The 17,802-nt window shown below is 59.2% G+C and carries 15 protein-coding genes; 10 read left to right on the plus strand and 5 right to left on the minus strand.

All coding sequences use genetic code 11. The features are described from left to right. Nucleotide 1: 1 nt before the first annotated feature. From U1A53_RS18815 to U1A53_RS18850, 8 genes are all read left to right on the plus strand, one after another. Entirely contained in the window at nt 2-730 is a 729-nt protein-coding gene (locus tag U1A53_RS18815; RefSeq protein WP_322283369.1) for a hypothetical protein, read from the plus strand. Between the two features lie 3 nt (nt 731-733). Next, nucleotides 734-2,077: a histidinol-phosphatase gene (locus tag U1A53_RS18820; RefSeq protein WP_322283370.1), complete on the plus strand. Its 1,344-nt coding sequence runs from the start codon at nt 734-736 to the stop codon at nt 2,075-2,077. A 7-nt stretch (nt 2,078-2,084) separates the two neighbouring features. Then, nucleotides 2,085-2,561 carry a 2-C-methyl-D-erythritol 2,4-cyclodiphosphate synthase gene (gene ispF / locus U1A53_RS18825; RefSeq protein WP_322283372.1) on the plus strand — a complete coding sequence of 159 codons (477 nt, stop codon included), beginning with the start codon at nt 2,085-2,087 and terminating at the stop codon, nt 2,559-2,561. Nucleotides 2,562-2,696: 135 nt separating this feature from the next. After that, complete coding sequence (locus U1A53_RS18830; protein WP_322283373.1) at nt 2,697-3,698, plus strand: MoxR family ATPase; 1,002 nt, start codon at nt 2,697-2,699, stop codon at nt 3,696-3,698. Between the two features lie 121 nt (nt 3,699-3,819). Next, the gene (locus tag U1A53_RS18835) at nt 3,820-4,713 is read left to right on the plus strand and encodes a DUF58 domain-containing protein (protein ID WP_322283374.1); all 894 of its coding nucleotides are present in this window, start codon (nt 3,820-3,822) and stop codon (nt 4,711-4,713) included. Further along, nucleotides 4,710-6,872 (plus strand): BatA domain-containing protein, encoded by a 2,163-nt coding sequence (locus U1A53_RS18840; RefSeq protein WP_322283375.1) that lies wholly within the window; start codon nt 4,710-4,712, stop codon nt 6,870-6,872. The genes U1A53_RS18835 and U1A53_RS18840 overlap by 4 nt, the downstream gene beginning before the upstream one ends. A gap of 13 nt (nt 6,873-6,885) precedes the next feature. Continuing rightward, nucleotides 6,886-9,171 carry a vWA domain-containing protein gene (locus tag U1A53_RS18845; RefSeq protein WP_322283376.1) on the plus strand — a complete coding sequence of 762 codons (2,286 nt, stop codon included), beginning with the start codon at nt 6,886-6,888 and terminating at the stop codon, nt 9,169-9,171. A 2-nt stretch (nt 9,172-9,173) separates the two neighbouring features. Beyond that, nucleotides 9,174-9,455, plus strand: coding sequence for a DUF167 domain-containing protein (locus tag U1A53_RS18850; protein WP_322283378.1), 282 nt, complete (start codon nt 9,174-9,176; stop codon nt 9,453-9,455). Between the two features lie 54 nt (nt 9,456-9,509). Here the strand turns inward: U1A53_RS18850 and U1A53_RS18855 are convergent, their stop codons facing one another. The 3 genes from U1A53_RS18855 to U1A53_RS18865 all read right to left on the minus strand — a co-directional run bounded on the left by U1A53_RS18855 (nt 9,510) and on the right by U1A53_RS18865 (nt 11,706). Next, a complete protein-coding gene (locus U1A53_RS18855; protein ID WP_322283379.1) occupies nt 9,510-10,103 on the minus strand; it encodes a hypothetical protein in 594 nt (197 codons plus the stop codon). 22 nt (nt 10,104-10,125) lie between these two features. After that, nucleotides 10,126-11,334 (minus strand): Tm-1-like ATP-binding domain-containing protein, encoded by a 1,209-nt coding sequence (locus U1A53_RS18860; protein ID WP_322283380.1) that lies wholly within the window; start codon nt 11,332-11,334, stop codon nt 10,126-10,128. Between the two features lie 72 nt (nt 11,335-11,406). Next, entirely contained in the window at nt 11,407-11,706 is a 300-nt protein-coding gene (locus U1A53_RS18865) for a hypothetical protein (RefSeq protein ID WP_322283381.1), read from the minus strand. Between the two features lie 129 nt (nt 11,707-11,835). Between U1A53_RS18865 and purL the strand changes: the two genes are divergently transcribed. Next, nucleotides 11,836-14,226, plus strand: coding sequence for a phosphoribosylformylglycinamidine synthase subunit PurL (gene purL, locus U1A53_RS18870; RefSeq protein ID WP_322283383.1), 2,391 nt, complete (start codon nt 11,836-11,838; stop codon nt 14,224-14,226). Here purL and U1A53_RS18875 read toward each other — a convergent pair. Beyond that, nucleotides 14,220-14,807: a DNA cytosine methyltransferase gene (locus U1A53_RS18875; protein WP_322283385.1), complete on the minus strand. Its 588-nt coding sequence runs from the start codon at nt 14,805-14,807 to the stop codon at nt 14,220-14,222. The two genes, purL and U1A53_RS18875, sit on opposite strands and share 7 nt — an antisense overlap. Nucleotides 14,808-15,002: 195 nt before the next feature. On the opposite strand from U1A53_RS18875, the gene U1A53_RS18880 reads away from it, so the two are divergent. Further along, complete coding sequence (locus U1A53_RS18880; protein ID WP_322283387.1) at nt 15,003-15,509, plus strand: hypothetical protein; 507 nt, start codon at nt 15,003-15,005, stop codon at nt 15,507-15,509. 176 nt (nt 15,510-15,685) lie between these two features. On the opposite strand, the gene U1A53_RS18885 is transcribed toward U1A53_RS18880, so the two are convergent. Next, nucleotides 15,686-16,801: a hypothetical protein gene (locus U1A53_RS18885; protein ID WP_322283389.1), complete on the minus strand. Its 1,116-nt coding sequence runs from the start codon at nt 16,799-16,801 to the stop codon at nt 15,686-15,688. Nucleotides 16,802-17,802 lie beyond the last annotated feature (1,001 nt).

Genomic DNA, 17,802 nt, shown 5'->3' on the forward strand with positions numbered 1-17,802 from the left:
TTTGCGCAGCGGCAGACATGATCGAACGGACCCCCGGAAAGGCCATCGAACGCCCGAAATCTTTGCCATCCAAGATATTGAAGGCAAACGCCTCAAGATTGAAAGCACGGTACGCGGATTTTTTGAAGCTGCTGACCTGAATCAAAAACTCGCCTTTGCCCGGGATCCGCAACGCGTCCGCCCGTTGATGGAAAACTACTACCGCAGTCACCCTCAGAATCCTCTTGAGTGGAAAAACCTTGGTTGGGTTCTGCCCGTCGAGGAACCCGGTTACCGCCTGGGTTATGCGCAAGCGGTCTTTGCCAATGCCGAGCCTGTCAGCCTCATCATTGAGGAGCTGGAAGACGGCACTTTCCGGGTAGACTGGGAAAGCTCCGTCCGCTACGGCGAACTTGACTGGGAAGAATTCATCACAACCCAACCGGCCTCACCCAAGCTCTTCCGCGTGATCGCCTCCAAGCCGCAGCACAGCCCTCCAGGCGAAACCCCTCAAGACAGCGAGGTGCTCGAAATCAAGCACCCTGATGAGGATGACGTGCTTTACGCTTACTTTGACCGCAAAGACCCCAAATTCCAATCTCTCCTCCAGCAGCTTCAGACCGGCAACTGGAAGGATGTACCTTTAACACTGCGACTCTGCTATCCGGGTCCCGCAGGCAGCGGCAAAAGCGTACGAATCGCTGATGTCGAAGGCAAAGGATGGCTGATATTGCAAGGAACCAGGAGCTAGACAGTGAGCAAATCCAAAAGCACCCAGAAAAAGGCGGCCAGGGGCAAGGCCAGGCCTGCCACACGCGGCAAGTCCAAAAAAGTCGCTTCCAAACCAATCCCCAAGAAAAAGGCTCGACCCACACCGGCCAGGAAAACGGTGCTGAAAAAGAAGCCTGCTCCCGTCAAAAAAGCTGCTCCGGCCAAGTCTGCGGCAAAAAAGAAAGCTCCTGCTCCCAAGCCTGTTGCCAAGAAATCAGTGGCCAAGGTGCTCCCCAAAAAAGCCCAAACTTCGCCAGCCAAGGTTTCTGCGGTGAAACCAGCTCAGGCACCGCTCAAACCTTCTCCCAAGCCCGTCACAAAACCGCAAGTCTCTGCCAAGCCTGTCGTGGCCGCCAAATCTGCCACCGCCGTAAAGACCGCCCCTGCGACCGTGGCAACACCCAAACAGGCTCCGGCTCCCGCCGCGATTGCACCCGCACCTGCGAAAAAAGGCCCCTCCCAGCCGTTGCCCGCATCCGGCCCCACAAAATCCGGCGCCCTGTTTTACGACTCCCACATGCACACGCCCTTGTGCAAGCACGCTTGGGGCGAGCCTGAGGAGTACGCCCAGCAGGCACTCAAGGCCGGTCTTAAAGGCATCATCTTCACCTGCCACTGCCCGATGCCCAATGGCTTCTGGCCCACCGTGCGCATGTCGGAGAGCGAATTCGACACCTACGTCGCCCTCGTTCAACGAGCCGCTGACGCCTTCAAAGGCAAACTCGACATCCGTCTCGGCATCGAGAGTGAGTACTATCCCGGCTGCGAAGAATACATCACCCAGCTCCATCAACGTGCCGACTTCCATTACGTCCTCGGCGCCGTTCATTGGCAGGCCAAGGAATACCTCAACAAGTACGAAACCGGCACCATCGAGAACTTCCGCCGCACCTACTTCGACCACCTCGCCAAGTCCGCCGAATCCGGCCTCTATGACTGCATCGCGCATCCCGATCTGGTCAAAAACTACCACCCGGACTCTTGGTGCTTCGCCATCGTCAAAAACACCGTCTCCACCGTGCTCGACCGCATCGCGGCCACCGGCGTCGCCATGGAACTGAACACCTCCGGTCTCAACAAAAGCTACTCCGAGATGAACCCCGGCCTCGAAATGCTTCGCATGATGGCCGACCGCAAAATCCCCATCGTTGTCGGCTCCGACTCTCATCGCGCCGTGCGCGTCGGCGAGCATTTTGTCACCGCCTTGAACCATCTCACCGAAGCCGGCTACGAAAAAGTCAGCTACTTCCTCAACCGCCAGCGCATCGACCTCAAAATCTCCGATGTGCTTGCCAGTTTGAAGAAAGCCGCCGACCACAACGCCTAGTTCGCCCATGGTTCGCACCGGCATTGGTTACGACGTCCACCCCTTCGCTGAAGGCCGCCCGCTCGTGCTCGGCGGAGTCACCATCCCGCACAGCCGTGGCCTTCAGGGCCATTCCGATGCCGACGTGCTCAGCCATGCCATTGCAGACGCCATTCTCGGTGCCTTGGGTGAACCCGACATCGGCCATTGGTTTCCGCCCAGCGATCCCAGCATCGAAGGCATCTGCAGCCTCAGAATCCTCGAAAAATGCGCCCAGATCGCCGCTGACAAAGGCATGCGCATTGAGAACGTCGATTCCTCTCTCATCGCCGAGGCTCCACGCGTCAAACCGCACGCCGCCGCGATGAAGCAGCACATCGCCACCGCCCTCGGCATCCAGCCCGACCAGGTCGGCGTCAAAGCCACCACCAACGAACGCCTCGGCTTCGTCGGTCGCGAAGAAGGCATCGCCGCGATGGCCGTCGCTTGCGTCAGCAGGAAGTGACCCCGCAAGGGTTTCCAACCGACATTGGCACGGTTCAATTTGTCTTCTTGCCAGCTTCACCGTGAGAGTGGAAAGAACACGCATTGCGGCCTCGTGTTCACAGGCCACATTCCAGACGCTGAACTCCCCTCCCCCATGTCCGACTCCGCTTCCGCCGCCGCTCTCGTTTCAGGTTACAACAAACTCAAAGCTGCCCTCGGCAGACGCATCGTGGGACAGGAGGCGGTGATCGAACAAGTCTTCATCGCCATCGCCGCCGGTGGCCACAGCCTGCTTGAAGGTGTGCCCGGCCTCGCGAAAACCTTGCTCGTCAAATCGCTTGCCGATGCGATGCACCTTACCTTCCGCCGCATTCAGTTCACGCCGGATTTGATGCCCGCCGACATCACCGGCACCGAGATCATCCAGGAAGACGCTGACACCGGCCGCCGCAAACTGGTCTTCCAGCAAGGCCCCATCTTCTCCCAAATCATCCTCGCCGACGAAATCAACCGCACCCCGCCCAAAACGCAGGCTGCTCTGCTTGAAGCCATGCAGGAAAAGCACGTCACCGTCGGCCAGATCACCCACGAGTTGCCCAAGCCCTTCTTCGTGCTCGCCACGATGAACCCCATCGAGCAAGAAGGCACCTATCCGCTCCCTGAAGCGCAAAAAGACCGTTTCCTGTTCCTCATCAAAGTCGATTACCCCACGCTCGCTGACGAACGCGAGATCATTGCCCGCACCACTGGCGGCGAAATCCAGGAGATCGAGGCCGTCATCACCGCCGAAGAGCTTCACGCCGCACAGCAGCTCGCCCGCAAAGTCCCTGTGCCCGATCATGTCGTCGATTTCGTCCTCGAACTCGTTCGCTCCACCCGTCCGAACGAACCCGGTGCCAGTGAGTACGTTAAAAGCATGCTCAGTTGGGGTGCCGGCCCGCGTGCCAGCCAGATGCTCGTCCTAGCCGGCAAAGTCCGCGCCCTCCTCCAAGGCCGCACTCACGTCACCACCGACGACATCGAGGCCCTCGCCTTCCCTGCCCTCCGCCACCGCTTGGTGCCCACCTTCCACGCCGAAGCCGAAGGCATCACGGTGGATCAAATCATCGCCGAGATCATCAAGACGACGAAAAAGAGCGACGCACGCGTGTTGTGAGCAACTTCAAGAGGTCAGGAAATCGTCAAGAAGAGTCAAGTGGTCGCCAAACACACCTTCTTGACCAAGCCTTGACCATCTTGACCAATCCTTGACCTCCCTCTGATTTCCGTAACTCCCCGTGGCAACTCTCAGCGACATCCTCCAAGCCGAAGACATCACGTCCCTGCAGCACCTGCAGCTCTTCGCCCGTACCGTCGTCGAGGGTTTCACCACAGGCCATCACGCCTCGCCACACAAAGGCTTCAGCGTCGAGTTCCGCCAGCACCGCCCGTATGTGCAGGGCGATGAGATCCGCCGCCTCGACTGGAAGATTTTCGGCCGCACTGACCGCTTCTATATCCGCGAGTTCGATGAAGAAACCAACCTGCGCGCCACCATCGTGCTCGATGCCAGCGGCAGCATGAACTACCGCGGGGGCAAAGGCATCCTCAAGTTCGACTACGCCCGCAAACTCGCCGCATCGCTCGCTTACCTGCTCATGAGCCAGCAGGATGCCGTCGGCCTCATCACCTTCGACTCCAAAATACGCGAGATCATCCCCTGCCGCACCAAGATCACGCATCTGCACCTGATGCTCGAAGCGATGGTCAAAACGACGCCCGGCAAAGATACCAGTCTCGCTCCCGTCATCGAATCCCTCGCCCAGCGCCTCAAACGTCGCGGTCTCGTCGTCATCATCAGCGATTTCTTCGACGATCCCGCCGCGCTGCTGCAATCCATCGGCGTCCTGCGCAAAAAAGGCCACGAAATCATCGCCCTCCAGCTCTGGGACCGCGACGAAATCGATTTCCCCTTCGGCAACTGGGCTCGCTTCGAAAACCTCGAAAACGACGACGACTTTCTCCTCCTCGACCCCGCCACGATTCGTCAGCGTTACATCGAAGTTCAGAAAAACTTCGCCGAGCAGCTCAAAGACGGTTTCCGCAAACACCAGGTCGATTACTTGAGCCTGCTCACGGATGAATCGCACTCCGCAGCCCTGCGGAATTACTTAGCCCTGCGCATGCGATGACTTTCCTCAACGTCATCCTCCTCGCAGGCGCAGCGGCATTCCTCATCCCGCTGATCATCCACTTGTTGAACAAGCGGAAGGTCATCACCGTGCGCTGGGGCGCGATGCATCTGCTCCATGAGGTCATCCGGCAGCGAAAGCGCAAGATGAAGATCGAGCAGCTTCTCCTGCTCATCACGCGCATCGCCATTCCCATCGTGCTCGCGCTCTGTTTGGCTCGCCCCGTTCTCACAGCTTTGCGTAGCCTCGGTCTCGGCAGTTCGTCACTCATCGTCATGCTCGATGACTCTTTCTCCATGCGTGCTCCGGCAGAAAAAACTGCCACGCCCGGAGCCAGCGTCGCCGATCAAGCCCGCACCGATCTCCAGCAGATCACCGAAGCGCTTCCCAAAGGCTCCGCCGCCCAAATCGTGCTCTCCGGCGGCACCCCGCGCAAATTGCTCGATCAAGCGACCACCGCGCTGGATCTCATCCCGAAGAAGCTCGGCGATGTTCCCTCCATGTCCGGCCCCGTTTCGGCCAATGATGCGTTTCAGGCCGCCACCTCCGCTTTGAAGGACGCGCCGAATGCCGCGCGTGAAGTCGTCATCGTCTCCGATTTCCAAGAAGCCGACTGGAAAGCCATCGCGGATGGAGCGGCGCTGCCAGCGCTCGAAAGCCTCTCCAAACAGGAGCCGAAGCCACAAATCACCTTCTATCGCATTGGCAGCGATCTCGCCGAGAACCTTAGCATCGCCAGCGCCGATCTCTCCGCGCTCGTCGCCGCCGAAACCCAGCCCATCGGACTGCGTGTGCGCATCAAGAACCACGGCAAACGCCCCTGGCAGGACATTCCCGTGCATCTGGAGGCCGATGGTGCCCGCCTGCGCACCGCCCGCGTTTCCGTCGCTCCTGAAGGCGAGGCCGTTTTGTCCTTCACGCATGCCTTTGATAAGGTCGGCGATCATTCCCTCTCCGTGCGCCTCGAAGGCGACAGCTTTGCCGATGACAATGCCTTCCACAGCATCGTGCAGGTGCGCAATCAGCTCAACGTGCTGCTCATCGACGGCAAACCCGGCGCGGCTCCGCTCGAAGGTGCCACCGACTTCCTCGAACTCGCCCTCACCCCGCACACCGCCGCCGCGAACACCCTCAAAGACCTCATCCGCACCAAGAAGGTCGATCTGCGCAAACTGCGCGACGACGACTTCAAGCAAGCCGAGGTCGTCATCCTCGCCAACGTCGAAAAGCTGCAAGGCCGCGCACAATCCGATCTCGACAAGTTCGTCAAAGAAGGTGGCGGCCTCCTCATCTTCGCCGGCCCCGATTGCGACATCGACTGGTACAACCGTGAGCTCTACCGCAAAGGCGAGGGCCTCCTGCCCGCCGCCATCAAGGGCCAGGCCCGCGCCGAACTCGCTGGCACACCCGCCCGCTTGCTCATGCAGCGCCTCACGCATCCCAGCGTACTTTACTTCAACGACGCCCGCGGTGGCCGCCTGCAAGACGCCGAATTCCGTCACTGGTTCGAATTTGCGCAGCCCACCAACAACGAAAACACCCAGCGCATCCTCAATCTCGACCGCAACGTCCCGCTGCTGCTGGAGAAAAAGCACGGCCAGGGCCGCGTCATCGCCGCCGCTACGACCGCGAATGCCGAGTGGACCAATTTGCCGCTCCAGCCCTTCTTCGTGCCGCTCATGCAGCGCCTCACAACCTACCTCGCCACCGAAGGCAGCGCTCCCGCCTGGCAACTTGTCGGCTCCACGATTCGTCTGAACCTCGAAAAAGCCGAACTCGGCGCCGAATTCACCCTGCGTGATCCCACCGGCCAGACGCAGGCCCTCAAAAGCCAGCAGGAAGGCGACAAAGTCTTCGTCCAAAGCCCTCCCATCGCCCAACCCGGCATCTTCCAGCTTCAACGCATTGGAACCGACAAGATCACCTTCCTCGCTTTCAACACCGACAACACCGAGTCCGATCTGAAGCCGCTCCCCGCCGACCAAATCAAGAAAATCGCCGACCGTCACGAAGCCAGCTTCGCCGATTCCCTCCCCGGCTACCAAGCCCTCGACCGCACCCGCCGCCACGGCAGCGAACTCTGGCAGCCACTTCTCATCGCCTTGTTAGCACTGTTGTTCTTCGAAGTTCTCCTTCAGCAGCGCATCGCCAAAGGCTGATTCTAATCTCTTCATGACTCCCCAAACCGAAACCACCCTTCGCTTCACCGGCGGCTATCCGCCGTTTCCGGTGATCGCGATCGCTTTCGGGCTCGCGTTCGTGATGTGGTTTCTGTATCGCCGTGAGTTGAAGTTCGTGTCTTCGCGTTTTGCGAAAGTTCCAGCGCTGCTGCGCTCACTGGCGGTGTTCATCCTCGTTTTGGCGCTCGCTGGGCCGGTTCTGCGGCATGTGACAACATTGCGACAGTTGGGCCGCGTCGTCATCGCCGTGGACAGTTCAGCGTCGATGCAGCTTACCGACGACAACGGCAATAAATCGGCCAAACCGCGTTTTCAACGCGCCGAAGACCTCCTGCTCAAAGGAACCACGCCTCTCCTCAAAAAACTCGCCGAGACACAGGATGTCGAACTCGTCGCCTTGCGTGGCAACAACACGCAGCGCCTCTGGTGGCACCGCCAGAACGGCAAGGACACCTCGGGAGAACTTCCCACCGCGTTTGAACTGCCTCCAACGACACCGATCACCAATCTCGATCAGACCCTGCGTGCCGCGCTGGGCCCCGCCACGACAGGAACTGCGCTTGTCGTGCTCACGGACGGCCAGCATAACACCACCGGCTCGCCCGAAGAATTCAGCACCGCCGTCAAAGGCAACGGCACCTCCATCTTCACCATCGGTTTCGGCACCGAGGTGCCACCGCCCGATTTGTCACTGCTCGATGTGAACGCGCCCGAGTCCGTCTTCAGCAAAGAAAACTTCCAGGGCCGCCTTTCGATCAACGATAGCATGCCTGCGGGCATACCCGCCACCGTGCGTATCGAAAGCCAGGGCAAGGTGCTGTGGAAGCGTGACTTCACCACCGATGGCAAAGGCGAGAAGACCTTCGATTTCCTCTTCCCCGTCGCCGAACTGCCACCTCCCACTCCCGGCCAGCGCGACAAGACACTGCGCAGCGTGAACATCCAAGTCGCCGCCAGCGGAGATCGTGCCTCGCTCGAAAAGACGCGTGCGAACAACGCCCGCGAGCTCGCCATTCACCTGTTGGAGAAAAAACGCAAAGTCCTCATCGTCGATGGCCGCCCGCGCTGGGAGACGCGCTACATCCACAACCACTTCGACCGCGATGAACGCTGGCAGGCCACGCTGCTCTTCGACGACATGGCCGATGACGCCAGCAAAGGCAGCTTGCAGAAAAACTTCCCCAAAACCCGCGACGATCTCCTCAGCTACGACCTCCTCATCCTCGGTGATGCCGCCTTGAACCGCTTCAAGGCCGAGAACCTCGACTGGATCGTCGAATTCGTCGAAAAACGCGGCGGTGGCCTCATCCTCATCGACGGTCAGCGTGGAAAACTTCGTGATTGGGCGAGTGGCAAAACCGCCTCGCTCATCCCCGTAAAGTTTGGAGCCTCCAGCGCCAAGAATCTGACATCCAGCATCGAGCTCACCACCGACGGCCAGCGCTTCGACGCCCTCCGTCTCAGCGACAGCCCCAGCGCCAACACCACACTCTGGCCCACACTTCCCAAGATCAACTGGCACTCCACCATCGAGCCCCTTCCCGCTGCCATCACGCTCGCCAAAGCCCAGCAGCCCACCATCGTGTTTCGGCAGGTCGGGGCCGGTGCCGTGCTCTATCTCGGAACCGACGAACTCTGGCGCTGGCGCTTCCAAGTGGCCGATTTGTATCACCAGCGCCTTTGGATGCAGCTTGGAGCGTGGATCGCGGCCCCACCGTTCCAAATCGACCAAAAGAAACTCTCCGTCGGAACCGACCGCCTGCGCTACTCGCCCGGCGAAGCTTCTGAAATCCGTGTGCGCGTCCGCAATGACAAAGGCGACATCGTCACCGATGCCCAACCTCGCGCCTACCTGCTCCACGACGGCAACGAAGTCGCCACGCTTCAGCTTGAGGCCGACTCCACGCACGTCGGTGTTTATCGCGCGCTCACGCCACCGCTCAAAGCCGGCACCTATGAAATCGTCGTCGCTGAAAGTCCCAGCACCCCGCGCAGTGATGCCCGTCTGTCTTTGCACGTTTCCGATCTTGGCAATCCCGAGTGGGCCACGCTCACCATGAATCGCCCGCTGCTCGAAACGATGGCGCAAAACAGCGGCGGTCGCTTCCTGCGCGAAGAACAAGCCGCCACCGACCTCCCCAACCTCCTGCAAACCCTTGACCGCAAACAAGTCATCACCAAGGAAACCATCCTCTGGTCAAGCTGGTGGTGGTTCGGTGCCGCGATTCTGCTGCTGACCATCGAGTGGCTCATGCGCAAGCAGTTGAAACTCGTCTGATCATGGCCGCTAACAACGACCGCGCTCAGCTTGCCGTCCGCGTCACTCCGAACGCGAAGAAATCCGCGTTCGCCGGCTGGACCGCCGATGAAAAAGGCCGCCCCGTGCTGCTGGTGAAACTGCACGCCCCGCCCGTCGATGGCAAAGCCAACACCGAACTCCTGCGCTTCCTCGCCGAATCTCTCGATTGCGCCAAAGGCCTGATCACTCTCTTGCGCGGCACTTCCAGCCGGCAGAAGACGGTGGAACTTCCCGCATCGGTGATGGAACGCCTGCCGAAGTAGCCCTGTTCCTGCGGAACAGGGATTCCTTGTTGCACAGCAACAAGACTACTTTGCTCACCCTCGCGCCCGCTCCAGCAAGTTCATCATCAAGAAAGACAACAGCAGGGCCATCTGCTCGCCCTCGCTGGCTTCACCGGTCGGCTCCAGTTTGAAGAGTCCCTCGAAAAAGGCAGCCTGTTTGGTCAAACGAAGCACCGGAGCATTGCCCACGACGCGGCTGGCGATGTAGCTCGGATGCAGCATGTAGCCGGCGAACATGCCGACGACGGGAATCCCGCTCACCAGGCCGTCGAGAAACTTGGTCCAGGCATTTTCCTCCTGAATCGCAAACGTGGGCGAATGATCACCCGGCGCAAAGACATCGTAGTGCGCCTTCCACAGCGATTTCATTCCGCGGCGACCGATGGCACCCAGCACTTCGCCCGTGGGCGACTTGAAGGTGTAACGCGCCGACCAGTCGATGATGCGGTCTGCTTCAATCGTCGCCACGAGCTGCTGCATCGTGTCATCTGTGAAGACCTCAACTTTTTCACGGAAGCGGAAGAGCTTCTGCTTCACATAGCAGATGGTCTTGCCGGTGGCGTCCGTCACATAGATCTGCGGGGCGAGGGCGATGAGCTTGAAACGAAACGTGATCGGGTAGTTCATGAGGCCGCCAAAGTGGCCGCAATCATCGCGCTGACAAGCTATCAAGCAGCGCTTTCGCGCACGCCGCCGCAAACTCCGGCGCGTTGATCTCGCAATCCATCTCGATCAGCGGAATGCCAGGGCGCAGGTGTTTGCGGATCGCATCAAACAGCGCCGCATCCGCCGCAGCATCATGAAATGGCTTTCCTTCAGCGCTGATGATGCTGATCGCCTTCAGCGGCAGCAGCACGGTCACAGGAGCGCGATACGCATTCACCTTCTCGGCCAGGATGCGACCCAGTTCGGCGCATTCGGCGGCGTTGGTGCGCATGAGCGTCACCTGCGGGTTGTGGATGTAAAATGTACGGCCCTCGAACTTCGCCGGAACCGTCGCACGCTCGCCGAAATTGACCATGTCGAGGCAGCCGGGCGTCACGATGGCTGGAATGCCCGCTTTGCCCGCCGCATCGAGCCGCGTCGGTCCGGCGCCGAGGATGCCGCCGACGAGTTCATCGGCCCACTCGGTCGTCGTGACATCGAGCACGCCTGCAAACATGCCGCTTTCGATGAGCGACTCCATGATCTTGCCACCAGTGCCGGTGGCGTGGAAGACGAGCACCTCGTAACCGGCGTCTTCGAGGAACTTCTTCGCCATGTTCACGCATTCGGTCGTGTTGCCGAACATCGAGGCGGCGATCAGCGGCTTGTCATCCGCCACTGGCACCGCTGTTTCCACCATCCCGCAGATTGCGCCTGCCGCGCGGGCCAGCAGCACGCGGGAGATGCGGTTCATGCCGCTAACATCGACAATGCTCGGAAACATCACAATGTCCTTCGTGCCGACATACGGCGCCACATTGCCTGCGGCGAGCGTGGAGACCATCACCTTGGGAAATCCGACCGGCAGTGCACGCATGGCCGCCGTGCCGATCGCGGTGCCGCCGCCGCCGCCGAGGGAAATGACACCGTGCACCTTGCCGCTTTCGACCAAGGCCGATAAAAACGTCGCCGCCGCGCCCGCCATGGCCGTCACGGCCTCGCCACGGTCCTTGCGGGCCATGATGCCCGCTAGATCGACGTTTCCGGCTGCCGCGACCTGTTCCCGCGTCACATCCGGCTTCACCTGCGGTGCTTCGCCGCTGCCGGTGTCGATGAGCAGCGTCTGATGACCGCGTGCGCGGATGATTTCCGCCACGTAGGCGTGTTCGTGACCTTTGGTGTCGAGCGTGCCGAGAACTGCGATGGTTGCCATGCGGCAGGATAAAAGCGGGCGCAGGAAGAACAGCAACCGTTTCACACCGGATCCTATCCGCCATCCACAAGCTCAGCGAGCGCAGGTCTTTCCAGCCGCACCGAGACTTCTGCGCCGCAACCATAACACCCAAGCCGTGATTCCGCCTCCGAGCACGACACCCACGACAACGATGACCGCTTCCAGCGCATAGAGCACCAGCATGGCGATGCCACCGCCCCAGTCAGGATCCGCATCGGCAGCTCTGGCAATTTCATGCCAGCCGACCACTCCTGCCAGCACGCCACCCACGACAGCGCCGAGAACCACCCAAACCCATGTTGGGATCGTGGGCTTCGATGAAAGAGAGTCCGTTGGTTGCTGAGTGCTCATGAGTTTCCGAGCAAACTAGAGGAACCGTGCGCATCGTGTCCAGAAATCCCGCGATCATGCTCGATTTTCCTCCCCCTCCGGCGTTGACCGGCTCTCCCCGCTTTGCATAGACAAAGTGACCCCACCATCATGTCCCAAGCCGTCTTCCGTTCCATCCCCCTCCGCGATCTCACCGCCGAACAGCTTCTCGACCTCTCGAAGCGCATGAAGCTCTCGCTTTCCAAGGCGGACATGCTCGCCGTGCAGAAGATTTATCAGGATGAAGGCCGCGAGCCTACCGACGTGGAGATGGAAGTCATCGCGCAGACCTGGAGCGAGCACTGCAAGCACCGCATCTTTGGCGCGAAGATTTACCACACGCTCGATGGCAAAGAGGAGGTCGTGGATGGCCTGTTCAAGACTTACATCCGCAACGTGACGGAGGAGATCTGCAAAACGAAGCCCGACTTCGTGCTCAGCGCCTTCGAGGACAACGCGGGCTTTGTGAAGCTCGATGACGACAAGGCCGTGTGCCTCAAGGTCGAGACGCACAACCACCCCAGCGCCATCGAACCCTACGCCGGGGCGAATACCGGCCTCGGCGGTGTGATTCGCGACATCCTCGGCGCGGGCAAGGGCGCGAAGCCAGTCGCCTCGCTCGATGTGTTCTGCTTTGGCCCGCCCGACATCGAGCAGGATCAAATCAAGGCCAAGGACGTCATCCATCCGCTCGGCGTCATGCGTGGCGTGGTTCGCGGCGTGCGTGACTACGGCAACCGCATGGGCATTCCCACCGTCAATGGCGCGATCCAGTTCGACGACACCTTCATCTACAACCCACTCGTCTTCTGCGGCACCGCCGGCATCATCCCGATCAAGGACATCGCCAAGGAAGTAAAGCCCGGCCATTTGCTCATCGCCGCAGGCGGTCGCACTGGCAAAGACGGCCTCAAAGGTGCGACGTTCAGCTCCGCCGAGCTCACCACCGACTCACATGAGGAAGACCAGACCGCCGTGCAGATCGGCAATCCCATCGAGGAAAAGAAAGTCGCCGATTGGGTGCTCGCTGCTCGTGAGAAGGGCCTCATTCAATTCGTCACCGATTGCGGTGCGGGCGGTTTCAGTTCCGCCGCAGGCGAAATGCTCCGCGATACCGGCGGCGAGGTGTGGCTGGAGAATGCGCCGCTGAAAGCGCCTGATCTCGAAAGCTGGCAGGTCTTCATCAGCGAATCCCAGGAGCGCATGGTCATCGCCATCGACGAGAAAGACCTGCCCGAGCTGCAAAAGCTCGCCGACATCTATCAGACCGAGATCTTCGTCCTCGCGAAGGCCGATGGCTCCCAGCGTCTCAAGGTTATGCACCACGGCACCACCGTCTGCGATTTGCACGTCACCGCGCTGCACGAGGCCCCGCGCCGCGAGATGCGGGCCAAATGGCGCACGCCGGCCGATGTGCAGCCCGCCGTGCCTGTGCGTCCCGAATCTTGGACCGCCACGCTCAAGACCTTGCTGTCCGATTTCTCCATCGTCTCCCGCGAGCCGATCATCCGCGAATACGACCACGAAGTGCAGGGCAACACCGTCCTCAAGCCGCTCGCCGGAGCGGCGGGCGATTGCCCGCAGGATGGCAGCGTCATCCGCGTCGATGGCAGCTCGCAGCTCGTCTCGCTCGCCTGCGCCTTGCTGCCGGAGTGGGGCAAGACCGACCCGCATCTCATGGGCCGCGCCGTCGTCGATGAATGCGTGCGCCAGCTCGTCGCCATGGGCTCGAATCCCGACCGCATCGCCATCCTCGACAACTTCTGCATGGGCAATCCCGACAACGAGCGCGAGCTCGGAGCCCTCGTCGAATGCACCAAGGGCATGGCCAAGAGCGCCATCGCGTATGGGGCACCCTTCGTCAGCGGCAAGGACAGCTTCTACAACTACTTCGTCACCGACGAAGGCCCTGTCTCCATCCCTGTCACGCTCCTCCTCAGCGGCTTCGGCATCGTCGAGGACGCCAAGCACGTCGTCGGAGCCTCCCTGCGCCGTGTCGGCAGCAAGATCGCCGTTCTGGGCAAAGTCAGCGCCGGTCTGCGCGGCAGCATCGTCGCCAAATACACCCGCGGCATCGGCCTCGACGCTGGTCCGTCCTTCGACGAAGCCGAAAGCATGGCCGCCTACCGCCGCTACTTCGACCTCGTGAAGCAAGGCGCCATCCTCAGCGCCCACGACATCGGTGAAGGCGGCCTCGCCGTCGCCCTCGCCGAAATGGCCTTCAGCGGCAAAGCCGGCCTCCGCATCGCCACCGACAAGATGCCCGTCACCGCCAGCGGCCTCACCACCGCCGAACTCCTCTTCGGCGAAACCCCCGGCCGCCTCCTCGTCGAAATCGCCCCCGAACACGCCGCCGCCGCCGAAAAAGCCGGCCTCACCATCATCGGCGAAGCCACCCGTGATCCGTATCTCTACATCTCCCACAACGGCACCACCTTGATCGATTCCCCCATCGATCAGCTCAAGCCGCTGTGGAAGGATGGTCTGGTGAAGTATTATTGAAGAAGCCTCAGTGCCTGTGACAAAATGCGAGTGACAACTTCCACATTGACCGCGTTACCAAGAGCCTCAAACGCCGCTTCGCCCTCAGGCAAATGTTTAAGTTTTCCCATCGACTGAAGCCGTGAACACTCCCGTGCGGTCATGTAGCGTTTCTCCCAGCCAATGATTGGGACTTGAGTGGTTGTCATTGCGACAAGTGACGGCGAAGTGCTTGGACGCTTGATGCGGACGCCAGAAGCTCGGAACTGAATCACGTAATTCCAAATGTTGCGGGCTTCGCCCTGACAGTTCCACTCAAGTTTTTGGAGGCTAATCTGAAACTGCTGAATTTTGGGAAGCCAATTCTTCAGCTTGGCTTTGTGCTCCAGATAAAACTCACGGTTCTGTTTGATGAAAGTTTGTTTCCAGCGCGGAAAGGTTCCGACTGCGGAACGTGCGTGGCTTGGGACTGCTGCCAGGATGTCCTCCAGGGATAGTCGGCTCAAGGGCTGCCCAAATGAGCCATGCGTGGCGCGCGGTTTCTTGAGCGGCACTTCGCGCAGTGTCTCAGACGTGGTCGGGTAGGTTGCTCCAAACGACATGCTCCAAATTGGGAGGGGGGAGTGCTTTGAAGTCATCGTTCCAGTCCAACTTTGGCCGCAATGAAATGGCTATAGTGATCAAAAATGGGGCGAAAATCTGAAGGCTTGAACTCTGGGGCATGTTGGCTGATGCATCGTCTATTCAGGAGCTGCAACCTCTCTCGTTTCCCAACAATTCCTCACCTCTTCGTCGTCATGTTACGCTATCAACTATTTCCGCGCTCCGTTGGGTTGACGGAACGACTCAAGGAAATCATCACATGCTTTGAAGTCGTTTATGAGGACATAAAGAGCCCAGAAAACACACTGAATAGCAACGGGGTGCTTCAAAAGCTCAGGCCGTATTTGGAGAGAATCAATTTTACGATTGAATCGGGGAAACTAAGAGGTGAAAAGATTCCCGTTCCCGTTCTTTTTGGACTGAATAACCAGATCGATAAATATTTTGATGCTGATGGTCTCAGCAAGGACGGAACAATCGTTCTGGAGGTCGAGGCGGGACGAGCCGTGGTGAACTTCCAATTTTTGAAGGATATATTCCAAGCCTGCATGATGCATGGCGTTGAGTATTTGATCCTGGGCGTTCGCAACAACTACAGAGGAGGCGACGATTTTCAGAAGGTTCACGCCTTCTTGGAAACACTGTATATCAGCAGCCGATTAACCCTCCCAATTAAGGGGGTAGTGCTAATTGGCTATTAAACACTGGCAGGTTTCATCATGCCGGAGTGCTTCCAAGGAGCCCATCGCTTTGTAAGAATGCTGGAATAGCCAACCTCGCAAAGACGCTTGGAGGCAACGAACGCCACCCACAAGAGCGCCGCAGATACGCACGTCATTTTCTAATGACCGTTTCGGTGCGGATTTGTCGTCCACCATCAACGAATTGATCCAATTGACACTGCTGGACCACGTGAGCGGTTGCGCGCGGGCAACACCCAGAGCAGTTGCTTCGTGCTACGTCCAAGACGAGTGGCTGCCTGTTTTAGTTTTAGATTTTTCGCATGGTGGTGAGCCACACGGAGAACTTCCTCAACTTTATCCGCCGCTTCGTGAACTCGCTCGATAGATTCTGGCAAATCACCTCCAGCCATCCGAATCGCAACTTCAAAATTTGGTATGGGCGACCGTCGTAAATACGACACCGCATCCGCAGATTCGAGCACTTTGCCAAATTTGTCCACCTGTCGGGAGTCTGAAAAAAGAGGCAGCTTCTTGTCATCACCAAACAGCCAAATGGCAAAATCTTGCAGTGCCTTCTGATGTTTGCGTGGCACGCCTTCCTTGATCTTCTCGGGAGGGAGATTTAAATCGATGTGAAGAAACTGCTGCACTCCTTGTGTTCTCAGTGAGAGAAACAAGACGCTGAACCGGTCTTTAAAATTCTCCCGGGGAATGTTGGCCTGCTCTTCAATTTGCAGGTAGAGCTTGTGGGCAACGTAATTCCTGCGCACGGCCTCCTTGGTGGATCCGATCTTTCGTCGCACCTCATCATACGTCATGCCTTGTTCTACCATATTGGCAATGAACTTGGCTTTCTCAGAAGGGGCCCAAGGTTCGATGCCGGTAACATGTCTGAATCCCAAGAACGCCTGCACTGACTCCCGGCTTGGGGCCAGCAAGTAGGGAATCTGCTTGAACAAGCCCTTGGATGGGTGCCGCCCTTCAACAAGCTCCTTCCACTTTGGGCTTGCGGGGTTGCCGTCAAACGCATCACGCAGCCGCATTAGTGCGCTAAGCCGCCGATTACCCTCCACCACGGTGAATTTGCCAGGCTTCGGCCCCTTGATGCAAATCAGTGCCTCCTGAGTCCAGAAACCGCCGTTCTCGAGAAATGATATGGCCAGTTCATCCACCTTCCATTGCGCCATTTCGTTCAGCAGTTCCTCTTGGCTGAGCTTCTTGCCTGACGTTTGCCGTCCCAGGCGCGGGTTCTCTGGATCGAGCAACAAATTGTCGATTTCCTCGTATGCGATGGTCGTTTGGATTGGCATGGGAAGAATTCAGGCGAATGCTGACAATCAGCAAAATAGCCAGCAACTCAAGTCCTGATGTTGGCGTCCGTACAGGAAAGGTGTTGGTTCCTTATCGCAGTTTTGCGTCCCATCATGCCGGGAAACGACGTCAGGCTGCAGCAAATTGACAAACACTCCTCATCGGATGCTGTGGCTGAATCTCTGGCACCTCCAGAGCCATGCAGACCGTCGTGGCCGTGGCTTCTCCCTTTCATCTCGGCGGCTTGCTCGCTTCAGGCGGTGGGTGGGCTTGGATTTCGACGGAATCTGACCTTCTTCTTTCGGCCTGAAGGGCCGGGGAGAGCGACACCGAGTTCGAGGAGCGCTTCGGCCCGCGGGCCAATGAGGGCGAGGGAGAATCCGGTTCCAGAATGGGCGATTGGAAGGGATCTGATACTGCCTGGCTCACGAAGCTCCCGGTAACCGGTGCTGTCTCCGGCGGGCCGGTTGCTTCGCCCGATCCAGGGCTTGCCTCATGGGCGGAAGGGCAAGCAGTCATGCCACGCAGGCTTGCGGAAATGAAAACAAGGCATGCAGAAATTCCATGCAAGCTTGCCTGAACATGAAAAAGGCTCGCGGAAACCTGGCGCTAGCTTGCCTGTTTTCGCAGAGGGGCGACACGCGCGTTGAGGCGGTCAGACCTTTGAAACCCACTTCGTTCCGCCTTGTGGACTCCGCCAGCCGTCGGGTTGATCGAATCAGCCCTTGGGTCGATTGAGCCAGCCGTAGGATTGGTTGAGCCAGCCGTCGGGGTGATCGAATCAGCCCTTGGATGGATTGAGCCAGCCGTAGGATTGATTGAGCCAACCGTCTGGTAGATCGAATCAACCCTTGGGTGGATCGAGCCAGCCGTAGGATTGATCGAGCCAACCGTCGGGTTGATTGAACCAACCCTTGGGTGGATTGAACCAGCCGTAGGATTGATTGAGCCAACCATCTGGTAGATCGAATCAGCCCTTGGGTGGATTGAGCCAGCCGTA

Origin of the sequence: Prosthecobacter sp. (assembly GCF_034366625.1) — a bacterium.
In the GTDB taxonomy this organism is placed as follows: Bacteria; Verrucomicrobiota; Verrucomicrobiia; order Verrucomicrobiales; family Verrucomicrobiaceae; genus Prosthecobacter.

Bases quoted from the DNA above. Each gene is read 5' to 3' on its own strand.
- ispF (WP_322283372.1), top strand. From the start codon at position 2,085: ATGGTTCGCACCGGCATTGGTTACGACGTCCACCCCTTCGCTGAAGGC.
- U1A53_RS18830 (WP_322283373.1), top strand. From the start codon at position 2,697: ATGTCCGACTCCGCTTCCGCCGCCGCTCTCGTTTCAGGTTACAACAAA.
- U1A53_RS18840 (WP_322283375.1), top strand. From the start codon at position 4,710: ATGACTTTCCTCAACGTCATCCTCCTCGCAGGCGCAGCGGCATTCCTC.
- U1A53_RS18845 (WP_322283376.1), top strand. From the start codon at position 6,886: ATGACTCCCCAAACCGAAACCACCCTTCGCTTCACCGGCGGCTATCCG.
- U1A53_RS18850 (WP_322283378.1), top strand. From the start codon at position 9,174: ATGGCCGCTAACAACGACCGCGCTCAGCTTGCCGTCCGCGTCACTCCG.
- U1A53_RS18855 (WP_322283379.1), bottom strand. From the start codon at position 10,103: ATGAACTACCCGATCACGTTTCGTTTCAAGCTCATCGCCCTCGCCCCG.
- U1A53_RS18860 (WP_322283380.1), bottom strand. From the start codon at position 11,334: ATGGCAACCATCGCAGTTCTCGGCACGCTCGACACCAAAGGTCACGAA.
- U1A53_RS18865 (WP_322283381.1), bottom strand. From the start codon at position 11,706: ATGAGCACTCAGCAACCAACGGACTCTCTTTCATCGAAGCCCACGATC.
- purL (WP_322283383.1), top strand. From the start codon at position 11,836: ATGTCCCAAGCCGTCTTCCGTTCCATCCCCCTCCGCGATCTCACCGCC.
- U1A53_RS18875 (WP_322283385.1), bottom strand. From the start codon at position 14,807: ATGTCGTTTGGAGCAACCTACCCGACCACGTCTGAGACACTGCGCGAA.
- U1A53_RS18880 (WP_322283387.1), top strand. From the start codon at position 15,003: ATGTTACGCTATCAACTATTTCCGCGCTCCGTTGGGTTGACGGAACGA.
- U1A53_RS18885 (WP_322283389.1), bottom strand. From the start codon at position 16,801: ATGCCAATCCAAACGACCATCGCATACGAGGAAATCGACAATTTGTTG.